At 62.0% G+C, this 14414-nt stretch carries 11 protein-coding genes; 8 read left to right on the forward strand and 3 right to left on the reverse strand.

The window, feature by feature from the left end; genetic code table 11:
* Positions 1-2 precede the first annotated feature (2 nt).
* From glnE to ACZ5SR_RS01595, 4 genes are all read left to right on the forward strand, one after another.
* The gene (gene glnE, locus ACZ5SR_RS01580) at positions 3-2753 is read left to right on the forward strand and encodes a bifunctional [glutamate--ammonia ligase]-adenylyl-L-tyrosine phosphorylase/[glutamate--ammonia-ligase] adenylyltransferase (RefSeq protein WP_464449847.1); all 2751 of its coding nucleotides are present in this window, start codon (positions 3-5) and stop codon (positions 2751-2753) included.
* A 125-nt stretch (positions 2754-2878) separates the two neighbouring features.
* On the forward strand, positions 2879-4000 hold the full coding sequence (locus ACZ5SR_RS01585; protein WP_464449848.1) for an efflux RND transporter periplasmic adaptor subunit: 1122 nt from the start codon (positions 2879-2881) through the stop codon (positions 3998-4000).
* Positions 4001-4010: 10 nt separating this feature from the next.
* On the forward strand, positions 4011-7130 hold the full coding sequence (locus tag ACZ5SR_RS01590; protein WP_464449849.1) for an efflux RND transporter permease subunit: 3120 nt from the start codon (positions 4011-4013) through the stop codon (positions 7128-7130).
* On the forward strand, positions 7127-7828 hold the full coding sequence (locus ACZ5SR_RS01595; protein WP_464449850.1) for an SDR family oxidoreductase: 702 nt from the start codon (positions 7127-7129) through the stop codon (positions 7826-7828). The genes ACZ5SR_RS01590 and ACZ5SR_RS01595 overlap by 4 nt, the downstream gene beginning before the upstream one ends.
* A 4-nt stretch (positions 7829-7832) precedes the next feature.
* Here the strand turns inward: ACZ5SR_RS01595 and ACZ5SR_RS01600 are convergent, their stop codons facing one another.
* Complete coding sequence (locus ACZ5SR_RS01600) at positions 7833-8840, reverse strand: sodium-dependent bicarbonate transport family permease (RefSeq protein WP_464449851.1); 1008 nt, start codon at positions 8838-8840, stop codon at positions 7833-7835.
* Between the two features lie 83 nt (positions 8841-8923).
* Here ACZ5SR_RS01600 and ACZ5SR_RS01605 point away from each other — a divergent pair, with 83 nt between their 5' ends.
* Positions 8924-9820, forward strand: coding sequence for a LysR family transcriptional regulator (locus ACZ5SR_RS01605; RefSeq protein WP_464449852.1), 897 nt, complete (start codon positions 8924-8926; stop codon positions 9818-9820).
* Between the two features lie 10 nt (positions 9821-9830).
* Here ACZ5SR_RS01605 and ACZ5SR_RS01610 read toward each other — a convergent pair whose 3' ends face one another.
* Positions 9831-11369 (reverse strand): cryptochrome/photolyase family protein, encoded by a 1539-nt coding sequence (locus ACZ5SR_RS01610; RefSeq protein ID WP_464449853.1) that lies wholly within the window; start codon positions 11367-11369, stop codon positions 9831-9833.
* A 37-nt stretch (positions 11370-11406) separates the two neighbouring features.
* On the reverse strand, positions 11407-11577 hold the full coding sequence (locus ACZ5SR_RS01615) for a DUF2256 domain-containing protein (RefSeq protein WP_464449854.1): 171 nt from the start codon (positions 11575-11577) through the stop codon (positions 11407-11409).
* Positions 11578-11664: 87 nt separating this feature from the next.
* On the opposite strand from ACZ5SR_RS01615, the gene ACZ5SR_RS01620 reads away from it, so the two are divergent.
* From ACZ5SR_RS01620 to ACZ5SR_RS01630, 3 genes are read left to right on the forward strand one after another with little or no spacing between them, the layout of a single operon-like run.
* A complete protein-coding gene (locus tag ACZ5SR_RS01620; RefSeq protein WP_464449855.1) occupies positions 11665-12270 on the forward strand; it encodes a glutathione peroxidase in 606 nt (201 codons plus the stop codon).
* Positions 12271-12290: 20 nt separating this feature from the next.
* The gene (locus tag ACZ5SR_RS01625; protein ID WP_464450996.1) at positions 12291-13610 is read left to right on the forward strand and encodes an NAD(P)/FAD-dependent oxidoreductase; all 1320 of its coding nucleotides are present in this window, start codon (positions 12291-12293) and stop codon (positions 13608-13610) included.
* Positions 13607-14398 carry a DUF1365 domain-containing protein gene (locus tag ACZ5SR_RS01630; protein ID WP_464449856.1) on the forward strand — a complete coding sequence of 264 codons (792 nt, stop codon included), beginning with the start codon at positions 13607-13609 and terminating at the stop codon, positions 14396-14398. The genes ACZ5SR_RS01625 and ACZ5SR_RS01630 overlap by 4 nt, the downstream gene beginning before the upstream one ends.
* Positions 14399-14414 lie beyond the last annotated feature (16 nt).

Consider the following 14414-nt stretch of genomic DNA (forward strand, 5'->3'; position numbering starts at 1 on the left):
TTATGACCCGCAGCCAGCCCATGGATGAGGCACCCGCCGCAAATGATGTCAGTTTGGTCGATTTGCCTGCGTATTCACGTTTTCTGCAGCGTTTGTATCGCCGTTATGGTGCAGAGTTGCCCCTTTTGCCGCCCGGCCCCCCAACACGCGACAGCCTGAACGCGGCTTATGCCGCTTTGCAAGCCAAGGGCCTGGACACCAGCGCCGCTTTGCGTGTGTTGCGCCAACTCACACTGGAGCGCTTGGCTTTCCTGGATTGCAGCCGCCAAGCCGATTTGGCAGCCGTCACGCACGGCATGACCTGGCTGGCCGAATTCACGCTCGATATGGCTTGGCAACAAGTCATGGCCGATTTGGACGCCCTGCACGGGGCACCCACCAAACCTGACGGCCAGCGCGCCGAAATGTGGATCGTAGGCATGGGCAAGTTGGGTGCGCGTGAGCTGAATGTGTCGAGCGACATCGACCTGATTTATGTCTACGACCAGGACGGTGAAACCCAGGGCAACACCGAAGGCCGCAACAAAGTCTCGTGCCAGGAGTACTTCACCCGTGCGGTCAAGCGCATGTACGCCCTGATTGGCGACACCACCGACTACGGCTTTGTTTTCCGGGTCGATCTGGCCCTGCGGCCCAACGGCAATTCAGGCCCCAGCGTGGTCTCGCTCGACGCGCTGGAAGAGTATTTGCTGGTGCAAGGCCGCGAGTGGGAGCGTTTTGCCTGGATGAAAAGCCGCGTGGTCGCGCCCCGCAGCGCCATGCTCAATGGCTCGGCTCAAGCATTGCGCGCCGTGGTGTTGCCCTTTGTGTTTCGCCGCTACCTGGACTACAACGTCTTCGAATCATTGCGCACGCTGCACCAGCAAATCCGCGACCACGCGGCCAAGCGCAGCGCCGGTCACCCCGAACGGGCCAACGACGTGAAGCTCTCACGCGGCGGCATCCGCGAGATCGAATTCACCGTGCAATTGCTGCAAGTGGTGCGTGGTGGGCAGTTTCCCGAATTGCGCACCCGCCCAACGTTGGACGCCTTGCAGCGCGTGGCCAAAGCCGGGCTCATGCCGCAGGCCACGGCCGACGCGCTGGGTGCGGCCTATGTGTTTTTGCGCCAGGTGGAGCACCGCATCCAGTACCTGGACGACCAGCAAACCCATGTGCTGCCCACCCGCGACGATGATTTGGCCTGGATCGCGCAGACGCTGGGGCATGCCAGCACCTGCAGCTTCCTGAGCGCCTTGGACGCGCACCGTGAAGTGGTGGCGCAAGAATTCGACACTTTGCTCGGCGGCGACCGTGATTGCAAAACCTGCAACGGTAAAAATGGCAAGAACGGCAATGGCCGAGAACCTGCCGAGCTCGATGCGGTGTTGAATGACTTCAAGGGCCCGGTGCGCGATCGCTTGGCACAGTGGACCGATAACTCGCGTGTGCAGGCCCTGCGCGACGACGCACGCGGGCGGCTCATGCGTCTGCTGCAGCGCACCGCACAGTGGTTGGGCGAGGGCCGCATCAGTGAAGTGGCCGTGCTGCGCATGGCCGACTGGATCGAACCCCTGCTGCGCCGCGAAAGCTATTTGGCCCTGATGCTGGAGCGCCCCTCGGTGTATGAACGCTTGTTGCGTCTGCTGGGCGCGGCCAAGTGGCCTGCGCGGTATTTGTTGCAACACCCCGGCGTGATCGACGAGCTGGCCGGCGGCAACTTGTTTGACACCCGCTTTGACGCAGCCGAGTTCGAGGGCGAGTTGCAGGCGCGCCGCGTGGCCCTGCAGCGCACGGGCGAAGACGACGAAGAAAGCCTGATGAACCTGCTTCGCCGCGCCCACCACGCCGAGCAGTTTCGCACCTTGGCCCGCGATGTAGAAGGCGTGCTCACGGTCGAGCAAGTGGCCGACGATCTGAGCGCCCTGGCCGATGCCGTTTTGCGTGTGACGGCCCGCTGGTGCTGGGACCGCCTGAAGAACCGCCACCGCGAAGAACCGGCGATTGCCATTATCGGTTACGGCAAATTGGGCGGCAAAGAGTTGGGTTACGGCAGCGACTTGGACATCGTCTTCGTGTACGACGACGAAGATGAACGTGCCCAGGAAATCTACGCCGCCTACGTGCGCAAAATGATCAACTGGATGACGGTCAAAACCGCCGAAGGTGACATTTACGAGATCGACACCGCCTTGCGCCCCAATGGCAACTCGGGTCTGCTGGTCACCCGATTTGAAGCCTACGCCGATTACCAACAACAACGCGGCAGCAACACCGCTTGGACCTGGGAGCACCAAGCCATGACGCGCGCCCGCTTTGTCATGGGCTTGCAAAGCTTGGCGCCCCGCTTTGACGCTGTGCGCCACGCCGTCATCAGCGCCCCGCGCGACGCGGCCAGCCTCAAGGCCGAAATCGTGGCCATGCGCGAACGCGTGCGGCAGGGCCATCCGGTCAAAGCCGACCACTTTGATGTGAAACACAGCCCTGGTGGCATGGTCGACGTTGAGTTTGCCATGCAGTATCTGGTGCTCTTGAACGCTGCCGCACACCCTGAGTTGGCCGACAACGTGGGCAACATCGCTTTGCTCCAACGCGCCGAACAAGCCGCTTTGCTGCCAGAAGGCGTGGGTCAAGGGGCTGCCAATGCTTACCGCGAAATGCGGCGCTTGCAGCACCGTGCGCGCTTGAACGAAGAGCCCACCCAGTTGGACCCTGCCTCGCTCAGTGCAGCGCGTGATGCGGTGTTGGCGGTGTGGCGCTTCGTCATGCAGTGAAGGCGTTTGAGGTCTGCAAGGTGGGTGTATTTTTGGGCCTCAATGTGCCAGAGGACACGGTGAGGGTCATCGGCAAGCGCTAAACTTCCGACGCGCCAGCGGGGCGCATTGCAAAGAGAAAAGTCATGAAAAAAAACGGTGTTGGGGTGTGGGCGGCTCTTGGGTTGTGGGCCGCTGCGGTTGGCATGGTGTATGCGGCTGAACCGGCCAAATCAGCCAGTGCCGCCAAACCGTCTTTGACGGTGACCGTCACCACGCCCCAAACCGCCAGCTTGGCGCAAAAAATCAACGCCAACGGCAGCCTGGCTGCGTGGCAAGAAGCCATCATCGGTGCAGAAGCCAATGGCCTGAAGATCACCGAGGTGCGGGTGAATGTGGGCGACCGGGTGCAGCGCGGCGATGTGCTGGCAACTTTGCAGTCCGACACCCTGCGCGCCGAGCTGGCGCAGGCCGAAGCGGCTTTGGCCGAAGCCACGGCCAGTGCGCAAGAAGCCAAAGCCCAGTCAGACCGTGCCCGCAGCTTGCAGCAGCAGGGCTTTTTCAGCAACGCGCAACTCAGCAAGACCTTGGCCGCCGATGCTTCGGCGCAAGCGCGCGTGCAATCGGCGCGTGCCTTGGTGCAGTTGCAAAACGTGCGCTTGTCACAAACCCTGGTGCGGGCACCCGATGCGGGCGTGATCTCGGCGCGCCAAGCCACCGTGGGCAGCGTGGTGGGTGCGGGCACCGAGTTGTTCCGTTTGATTCGCCAGGGCCGCATCGAGTGGCGCGCTGAAGTGACTGCCGCCGAGATTGGTCGCATTCAGGTGGGTGCGCCGGTGCAAGTGAAGGCCGCCAGCGGCCAGCAGCTGCAAGGCAAGGTGCGCATGGTCGCGCCTTCGGTCGATGCGCAAACCCGCAACGCCATCGTGTATGTGGACTTGCCCGCCGCCACTGGCAGCGCCCGTGCTGGCATGTACGCCCAAGGCGAGATCGCGCTGGGGCAAAGCCAAGCGCTCACCGTGCCGCAAAGCGCCGTGGTGGTGCGCGATGGCTTCAGTTACGTTTACACCGTGGGGGCCGACCAGAAAGTCAGCCAGCTCAAGGTGCAAACAGGACGCCAAAGCGGCGACCGTGTGGAGGTGACCAGCGGCCTGAAGTCCGACGCGCGGGTCGTGGCCAGCGGCGGTGCATTTTTGAACCACGGCGACACGGTGCGTGTGGTCGATGCGCCAGCCGCTCAAGCTGCTCCCGCCGCCGCTACCAAATAAAAGGGACGCCATGCTCAACGTCTCTTCGTGGTCGATCCGCAACCCCATTCCCGCCGTCATGCTGTTCGTGCTGCTGACTGTGGCGGGCTTCATCGCCTTTGGGTCCATGAAAGTGCAGAACTTTCCGGATCTGGACGTGCCCACCATCAGCGTCACTGCCAGCTTGCCCGGCGCTGCGCCCTCGCAGCTTGAAACCGATGTGGCCCGCAAACTCGAAAACGCGCTGGCCCCGCTGCAGGGCTTGAAGCACATCACCACCAAGGTGCAAGACGGTGTGGTGTCGATCACCGCCGAGTTCCGCATGGAAAAGCCCACGCAAGAAGCTGTGGACGATGTGCGCTCGGCCATTCAGGGTGTGAGAGCCGACTTGCCGGGCGACTTGCGCGACCCGGTGGTGCAAAAGCTCAACCTGGCCGGCTCGCCCGTGCTGGCTTACACCGTGCGCTCTTCGCGCATGGACGATGAAGCGCTGTCGTGGTTGGTGGACAAAGACATCACCCGCAAGCTCTTGTCGCTGCGTGGTGTGGGCGCCGTCAACCGCGTGGGCGGTGTGACGCGTGAGGTGCGTGTGGCGTTGGATGTGAACCGCCTGCAGTCGCTGGGCATCACGGCGGCCGAGGTGTCGCGCCAGCTCCAGCAGGTGCAGCGCGAAGGCTCCGGTGGCCGCATGGACATGGGTGCGGGCGAACAACCTGTGCGCACGCTGGCCACCGTCAAGACAGCGCAAGAAGTGGGGCAGATCGAGTTGTCCATCTCGCGTGGTGGCCCAGGCGGAGGGAGCGTACGGCTGGACCAAGTGGCCACCGTGAGCGACACGCTGGCCGATGCCCGTTCGGCCGCCACCTTGGACGGTGTGCCTGTGGTGGGCTTTGAGGTGGTGCGCAGCAAAGGCGAGAGCGAGGTGGCCGTGGGCCGATTGGTGCGCCAAGCGCTGGCCGACTACCGCTTGCAAAACCCCGACATTGAGATCACCGAATCCTTTGACTTTGTGACCCCGGTGGAAGAGGAATACAACGGCTCATTGGTGCTGCTGTACGAGGGCGCAATTTTGGCGGTGCTGGTGGTGTGGCTGTTTTTGCGCGACTGGCGGGCCACTTTTGTGTCGGCGGTGGCGTTGCCGCTGTCGGTGATCCCGGCTTTCATTGGCATGGCCTATCTGGGCTTTTCCATTAACGTTGTGACTTTGTTGGCGCTGTCACTAGTCATTGGCGTGCTGGTGGACGACGCGATTGTGGAGGTGGAAAACATCGTGCGCCATTTGCGCATGGGCAAGTCGCCTTACCAGGCGGCGATGGAAGCGGCCGACGAGATCGGTCTGGCCGTGATTGCCACCACCTTCACCTTGATCGCGGTGTTTTTGCCCACCGCTTTCATGAGCGGCATTCCCGGCAAGTTCTTCAAGCAGTTTGGCTGGACGGCGTCGCTGGCGGTGTTCGCCTCGCTGGTGGTGGCGCGGGTGCTCACGCCCATGATGGCGGCGTACATCCTCAAACCCATCGTCACGGCCGCGCACGAGCCCGGCTGGCTCAAGCGCTACATGGTCTGGGCCACTTGGTGCATGAAGCACCGTTTGGTCACCATGGTCTTGGCCACGCTGTTTTTCATCGGCTCCATCATGCTGGTGCCTTTGTTGCCCAAGGGCTTCATCCCACCGGATGACAACTCGCAAACCCAAGTCTATGTGGAGCTGCCCCCGGGTTCGACCTTGGCGCAAACCCAGGCCAGTGCCGAACACGCCCGCAAGCTGCTCATGACGGTGAACGACGTGAAAAGCGTTTACACCACGATTGGCGGCGGCAGCGCGGGCTCTGATCCGTTCGCCGGTGGTGGCGCGGCCGAAGTGCGCAAGGCCACGCTCACCATCCAGTTGACCGAACGCGGCCAGCGCCCACGCAAGCAGGCGATTGAAAATGACATCCGCACCGCGCTGCAACAGCTGCCCGGCGTGCGCAGCAAAGTGGGCTTGGGCGGTTCGGGCGAGAAATACGTGCTGGTGCTCACCGGCGAAGACCCGCAGGCCCTGCAAACCGCCGCCATGGCCGTTGAGCGTGACCTGCGCACCATCCAGGGCCTGGGGTCGATTGCCTCCACCGCCAGCCTGGTGCGCCCCGAGATCGCGGTCCGCCCCGACTTTGCCAAAGCCGCCGATTTGGGCGTGACCAGCGCCGCCATCAGCGACACCTTGCGCGTGGCCACCTTGGGTGACTACGACGCGGCTTTGCCCAAGCTCAATTTGTCGGAGCGGCAAGTGCCCATCGTCGTCAAACTGGGCGATGAATCCCGCCACGACTTGGCCACGCTGGAGCGCCTGCTGGTGCCTGGCAGCCGTGGCCCCGTCATGCTGGGCCAAGTGGCCAGCATCGAGGTGGCCGGTGGCCCGGCGGTGATCGACCGCTACGACCGCCAGCGCAACATCAACTTCGAGATCGAGCTGTCGGGCATGCCGCTGGGCGACGTGACAGCGGCGGTACAACAACTGCCTGCGCTGCAAAGCCTGCCGCCGGGTGTGAAGGTGGTGGAGGTGGGCGACGCCGAAGTCATGGGTGAACTGTTTGCCAGCTTTGGTTTGGCCATGCTGATCGGTGTGTTGTGTATTTACATCGTGCTGGTGCTCTTGTTCAAAGGCTTCTTGCACCCCATCACCATTTTGGCGGCGCTGCCGCTGTCTTTGGGTGGCGCGTTTGTGGGCTTGCTGATCGCACAAAAGAGCTTCTCCATGCCCTCGCTGATTGGCCTGATCATGCTCATGGGCATCGCCACCAAGAACTCGATCTTGCTGGTCGAATACGCCATCGAAGCGCGGCGTGGCAAATCCGCCGAGGGGGATCACCCTGCTGTGCCGCCCATGAGCCGTTGGGATGCGATCTTGGACGCTTGCCACAAGCGCGCACGCCCGATTGTCATGACGACGATTGCCATGGGCGCGGGCATGCTGCCCATTGCCGTGGGCTGGGGTGCGGCCGACGCGAGTTTCCGCTCGCCCATGGCCATTGCCGTGATCGGCGGCTTGCTCACCAGCACCGTGCTCAGCTTGCTGGTCATCCCGGTGGTGTTCACTTACCTCGATGACTTGGGCCAGTGGTCTGGCCGGATGTTTCGAAAACTGACACAAATCAGGAGCAAAGCATGAGCAACAAAGTGGCGATGGTGGTGGGTGGCGGCAGTGGCATGGGCGCAGCGGCGGCCCGCAAGTTGGCGCAAGATGGCTTCCAAGTAGCGGTCATGTCTTCGTCCGGCAAGGGCGAGGCGCTGGGCCGTGAGTTGGGCGGCTTGGGGCTGACCGGCTCGAACCAGTCGAGCGAAGACCTGCAAAAGCTGGTCGACCAAACCATGGCACGTTGGGGCCGCATCGACGTGCTGGTCAACAGCGCTGGCCACGGCCCCAAGGGCCCGCTGCTGGCGTTGACCGATGCGCAATGGCATTTGGGGCTCGACATGTATTTCATGAACGTGGTGCGTGCCGTGCGTCTGGTGGCGCCCATCATGATTCAGCAAAAGGCGGGGTCCATCGTCAACATCTCCACCGCCTGGGTGGTCGAGCCCAGTTCGATGTTCCCGACTTCGGCCGTGGCCCGCGCAGGTCTGGCGGCATTCACCAAACTCTTTGCCGACGAGCACGCGGTGCACCAGGTGCGCATGAACAACGTGCTGCCCGGCTGGATCGACAGCCTGCCCGCCCAAGAGCAGCGCCGCCAAAGTGTGCCCATGCAGCGTTACGGCACCAGCGAAGAAGTGGCCGCGACCATCGCATTCTTGGCCTCGGATGCAGCGGCTTACATCACGGGCCAGAGCCTGCGCATCGATGGCGGGTTGATGCGTTCGGTCTAGTCGGTCACCGCAAAACCGCCTGCGCCACGACCAAATACACGGGGATGCCGAGCACGATGTTGAGTGGAAAGGTCAAACCCAAACTAAGGCCGAAATAGAGCGCAGGCTTGGCTTCGGGCAAGGCGGTGCGCAGCACGGCGGGCACTGCAATGTAAGAGGCGCTCGCGGCCAACACCATGAGCAAGGCGCCATCGCCTGGGCTCAGCTTCAAAACAACCGCCACACCCAGGGCCAGTGCCGCATGCACGATGGGGCCGAGCACGGCATAGGCGATCAACACGGGCGACTGGCCTTTGACCTGGGGCAGGTTGCGCGCGGCCATCAAACCCATGTCCAGCAGGAAGAAGGCCAACATGCCTTTGAAAAGGTCCACCGAGAAGGGGGCCATGGCCTCTTTGCCAGCTTCGCCCGTGATCAGGCCGATCACCATGGCGCCCAGCAGCAGCAACTGCGCGCCATCGGTGAAGGACTCGTGCAGGATCTTGCCCACCGAGGCACCATGAGGCGCAGCAGTACCAGCCAATGCTGCGGTGCCGCCCCCTTGCGACACCACGCCCGAGACCTGCTTTTGCCGCAGCGAATTGGCCAGCACCACGGCCAGGATGATCGCGGGTGACTCCATCAAGGCCATGGCCGCGGCCATGTGTCCGCCATAAGCCACGCCCTGGTTTTCCAGGGTTTGCACGGCCGTGACAAAGGTCACCGCGCTCACCGAGCCATACGTAGCGGCCACAGCGGCCGCGTCAAAGCCGGACACAAAACGCCGCAGTACGGCGTAACCAATGAGCGGGATGACGATGGCCAGCAAAACGGCCGCGGCCAGGCTGATGCCCACGCTGGCCGTCAGGCCCGATTGCGACAGCGCAAAGCCGCCTTTGAGGCCCAGGGCCATCAACAGGTAGAGCGAGAGGAAGCGGGAGATGGCGGGCGGGATTTCGAGGTTGGATTTGACGGTGCCCGCCAGCACGCCAAAGATGAAAAAGAGGATGGCGGGGTCGATCAGATTTTGCATGGGGTGTTCCTGGCGCCGATCATAGAAACGGACCGTACACTTGTAAAATCGATTCTTCAACCATTGAGTATAGATAAAAGTCTATGAATGTCAGCTTCCGTCAATTGCGCTTGTTTCTGGCCTTGGCCGAAACCGGCAGCGTGAGCGCTGCGGCCAAGGTGATGCACGTCACCCAACCCACGGCCTCGATGCAGCTCAAGGACATCAGCGAATCCGTGGGCTTGCCGCTGTACGAGTTGGTGGGTAAAAAACTCTACTTGACCGAGGTGGGCCAAGAGCTGGCGCACACCGCCCGCGCCGTGGCTCAGACCTGGGATGCGTTTGAACAAAACGTGGACGCGGCCAAGGGCTTGTCGCGTGGCAAGCTGCGAGTTGCTGTGGTCAGCACCGCCAAGTACTTCATGCCGCACCTGATCGGTAGCTTTTGCAAGCAACACCCGGCCATCGACGTGTCACTGGAAATATTGAACCGCGATGGCGTGGTGCAACGCTTGCGAGACAACCTGGACGACCTGTACATCATGTCCATGCCACCCAAAGACATGGACTTGGGCGACGAGGCTTTCATGCCCAATCCGATCGTGGTGATCGCGCCCACATCCGACCCTTTGTCTAAACGCACTGTAGTGCCTTTGCAAGAGTTGGCTGAGCGTCGTTTTATTTTTCGGGAAAAAGGATCGGGCACGCGCATGGCGGGGGACCAGTTTTTCCGCCAAATGAAGTTCCGCCCCGACGTGCGCCTGGAGTTGGGCAGCAACGAGGCGATCAAGGAATCGGTGGCGGGCGGGCTTGGCGTGGGCGTGGTTTCGCGCCACGCCTTGCACGGGCATCAAAAAGAAAACGGCGTGAGCGTGATCGATGTGCAGGGCTTTCCCCTGCCCTCGGCCTGGCACATCGTCTATCCAGGCGGCAAAAAATTGTCACCGCTGGCGCAGGCGTTCAAGCAGCATGTGCTCAAGCAGATCAGACGGCGCAAATGATTCAGAATTTTTAGACGGCGTCAAGACCCGCGCGCGTCGTCTCAGCTTGCAGGTTGATCTGCACCTTGTCTTCCGCGCTCATCTTGCCCACATGCTTGACCATCAGCGCAGTGCGTGGGTTGCCTGCAAAGTCCTGCTCATGCCGGATCAAAAAGTCCCAATACAGCGTGGTCATGGGGCAGGCGTTGGGGCCGGTGCGCACTTCGGGCTGGTAGCGGCAGCCTTTGCAGTAGTTGCTCATGCGGCTGATGTATTGGCCGCTGGCCACATAGGGCTTGCTGGTGAAGCGCCCCCCATTGGCGTGCAGGGCCATCCCTAGGGTGTTGGGCGTTTCTACCCATTCCACCGCGTCGACATACATGGCGCGGTACCAAGCGCTGACCTGCTGCGGTGAGAGGCCCGCCAGCACCGCAAACTGCCCGGTGACCATGAGCCGCTGGATGTGGTGTGCGTAGCCGTGCTGCAGGCTTTGGCCAATGGTGGCTTGCATGCAGGCCATGTGTGTCTTGCCTGTCCAGTACCAGGCGGGCAGGTCGCGCGTGTGGCCGTAGTGGTTGGCCTCAGCCATGTGCGGCATGTCCAGCCAATACACCCCGCGGATGAACTCGCGCCAGCCCAGTACTTGGCGGATGAAGCCCTCCACGCTGGCCAGCGGCAAGCCGCGTGCGTGGTAAGCCTCCTCGGCCGCCGCGATGACTTCACGCGGGTGGAGCAAATGCAGATTCAAGCTGCTGCCCACCAGCGCGTGCCAACCAAAAGGCAGCGTGGTCCACATCGCGTCTTGCCAAGCGCCAAAGTTTTCCAAGCGCTGGTCGATGAAGTGCTGCAGCGCCACGAGCGCGTCTTCGCGGGTCACGGGCCAAGCAAAGTGCTCGAGCGTGCCGGGGTATTTTGCAAAACGCGTTTGCACCAGAGCGATCACATCCTGTGTGACCCGGTCCGGCGCAAATCGGGCGGGCGGGGGCACGGTGCCGGGGCCTTTGGTGCCAAAGCCTTTGCGGTTTTCAGCGTCGTAGTTCCATTGGCCGCCGATGGGCTCTTTGCCTTCCATCAGCACGCCATGCTTTTTGCGCATCTCGCGGTAAAAGAACTCCAGGCGCAGCTCTTTTTTGTCGCCGGCCCACTTGGCGAATTCGGCGCGGCTGCACAAAAAGTGGGTGTCGCCCACCCAGCGCAACAGCACCTGTGCCTGTTCGGCAGCTTCTTCGATCAGCCGTTCCATGCGCCAAGCTCCGGCTTCCATCACCACCAAGGCTTTGGGTGGGTCGGTGTGCAGGGCCAGGGCCAAGCGGCCTGCAAAGTCCGGGGGCAGTTCGCTGTCGTCGACCTTCAGATAAGTACAAGGCCAGCGGCGGCGGTGCGCTTCGTTGGCAAAGTGCCGCATGCCCGACAAGAAGATCGCGATACGGGCTTGGTGGTTCCAGACCTCATCGGCTTCGCTGTCTGCCTCGATCATCAGGAGCCGGTCTTGGGCGGGGTCAAAGTCGGCCAAGGCCGGGTTGTCCCAACCCAGTTGATCGCCCAAAATCAATACCAGGTGACGTGTCATGCCTTGTCTTTCGCGGGGGGGACGTTCAGGAGGGGGGTCAGGTTCTGGCGGGCTTGGACTTGTCGGCCCTGCAGCGGTCGCTGCAGTAGAGCACGCTCTCCCAGTTCTTGGCCCAGCTTTTGCGCCAGCTCATGGCCCGGCCACAGACGGCGCAAGGTTTTTGCGGCAAATCCTGTTTGTTCCCTTTAAAACCCGAGGGTTTGGGCATGTGCGTCTCCAATGAAAAGGGCCTGGCGTGACAATGTGGATAAACAAGTTTAAACTGATCAGTCACAAAATGAATTTTCAAGTGCAAATGAACCACTCTTGGGTAAAACAATGGGGCCCCGGCCTGCTGATGGCCTTGCTGGCCGCTTTGCTGGGCCTGGGGCTCGAATCTGCGCAGGCCAGCCCGCAAAAGGGTGGCCATGCGGCGGCTTGCCCAGCCATCCTGAACCACACCGTTGAACGTTTGCAAGACGAAAAGCCGCAATCGCTGTGCCAGTACGCGGGCAAAGTGGTGCTGGTGGTCAACACCGCTAGTTTTTGTGGTTTTACCTCCCAGTACAAAGGCCTGGAGGCCTTGAATGCACAGTACAAAGACCAAGGTTTGGTGGTGCTCGGTTTCCCGTCAAACGACTTTTCGCAAGAAAAAGGCAGCAACAAGGACATCGCGGCTTTTTGCGAAAGCACCTTCGGCGTGAAGTTCCCGATGTTCACCAAAACCCAGGTCACGGGTGATGGCGCAGCCCCCTTGTTCAAACAGCTCACCGCACAAACCGGCCAAAAGCCCCGCTGGAACTTTCACAAATACCTGATAGGCCGCGACGGTAAGGTCATTGACCAGTACAGCAGCATGACCGGGCCGGAAAGCAAAACGCTGTTGTCGGCCATCGACAAAGCCCTGAAAGCGCAGCCATGAGCGCGACAAGCAAGCCACGCATGAAGCTGGCCATTGTGGGCTCCGGCATTTCAGGCCTGGCCGTGGCCCACACCCTGAAAGACCAAGCCGACATCACCGTGTTCGAGGCGGGCGACTACTTTGGTGGCCACACCCACACGGTGGACATCACGCTGCCCACGCCCAAAGGCCCGGTGACGCATGGCGTGGACACGGGTTTTCTGGTGTTCAACGAACGCACCTACCCCAACCTGATCAACCTGTTTGCCGAGCTGAATGTCGAGATCGCGCCGTCCGACATGTCGTTTTCGGTCAAAGTGCCGGGTGCGCTGAATGGCCGTACGCTGGAGTGGAGCGGCACCGACCTGAACAGTGTTTTCGCGCAACGCGGCAACTTGGTCAACCCACGTTTTTGGCGCATGCTCGCCGACGTGATGCGCTTCAACGCCCTGTGCACCCGCATCGCCAAAGAGCAGCGCGAAAAAGAGCTGCAGCAGCCCCTATCCGACTTTTTGCGTACGCACAAATTCAGCGAGCCGTTTCGCGACTGGTATTTCCTGCCCATGCTGGGCTGCATCTGGAGTTGCCCAACCGACCAGATGTTGCAGTTCCCCGTGGCGACCATGATCCGGTTTTGCCACAACCATGGCCTGATCCAGGTGACTAACCGCCCGCAGTGGTTCAGCGTGGTGGGCGGTGCGCGCCACTACGTCGAGAAAATTTTGGCGGGTGTGCACGACAAACGCTTGAACACCCCCGTGCGTTTGATCGAGCGTGACGCGCAAGGCGTGCGCATCATCACCGATGGCCACGCCGAGCGCTTTGACCAAGTGGTCATCGCCACCCACACTGACCAAGCGCTGGGTTTGCTGCGTGAGGCGTCTGGCGAGGAGCGCAGCCTGCTTGGGGCCATTCGTTACCAAGACAACCGCGCCGTGCTGCACACCGATGCCAGCGTGCTGCCCGCCAACCCCAAGACCTGGGCCGCATGGAACTACGAACGCGCTGCCAGCAGCGAGCGCGAGTCCTCGCGTGTGTGCCTGCACTATTTGCTCAACCGTTTGCAACGCATCCCGTTTGAGCAGCCCGTGGTGGTGTCGCTCAACCCGCTGCAAGCTATTGACCCGGCCACGATCGTGGGCGAGTACGACTATGCCCACCCGGTGTTTGACTTGGGCGCCATCGAGGCGCAAAAGCGCTTGCCCTTGCTGCAAGGCCAGCAGCACACTTGGTATGCCGGCGCCTGGACGGGGTATGGCTTCCACGAAGACGGCCTGAAATCGGGCCTGCAAGTGGGCCGCGCTTTGCTCAAACTCATCCACGAACAGGCCAGCCCTGTTCAGGACAGACTGGCCGCATGACACCCACCCCGGTCCATGCCCACACTGCGCTCATCGGTTGGGGCCAGGTGCGCCACACGCGCCACCGCCCGGCGCACCATGCGTTTGCCTACACAACCGCATTTTTGATGCTGCCCATGCGCAGCGTGCAAGCGGGTGTGTGCCGCACGGATCTGGCCATCAACCGCCGCGCCTGGTTTGCCTTTCACGATGCCGACCACGGCGATGGACGTCCCGCTGAAACGGGCGGGGCCTTGGCTTGGCTCGATGCTTTGTTGCACAAAGAAGGCATCGAAGACGCCACAGGCGAGATCTGGCTGCAGGCTTTTCCGCGCGTGCTGGGCCATGCCTTCAAGCCTGTGAGTTTTTGGTACGCGCACCGCCCCGATGGCAGCCTGGCCGCCATTGTGGCCGAGGTGAACAACACCTTTGGTGAGCGCCACTGCTACCTGCTGCCCGAGCCGCAATACGGCCTAACCATGCTGGCCCACAAAGTGTTCCATGTCTCGCCCTTTTGCGATGTGCAGGGCGAGTACCGCTTTCGATTCCTGCGCACAGAGCACAACGGACAAGACCGCATCGTGGCGCGTGTGGACCATGGCGACGCCGATGGCCCTTTGATCGACACTAGCTGGAGCGGCGTGCTCGAGCCCGCCACGGCGGCCGCTTTGCGCCGCGTGATGTGGCGCTTTCCGCTGCTGACGTTTGGCGTGGTGGCCCGCATCCACTGGCATGCGCTCTTGCTGTGGCTGAAAAAAGTACCGTTTTGGCGCAAGCCCGAACCGCCCCGCGATTTTGTGACCCGATGAACACTGGACCCCACCA

This window comes from Limnohabitans sp. TEGF002 (assembly GCF_055395845.1).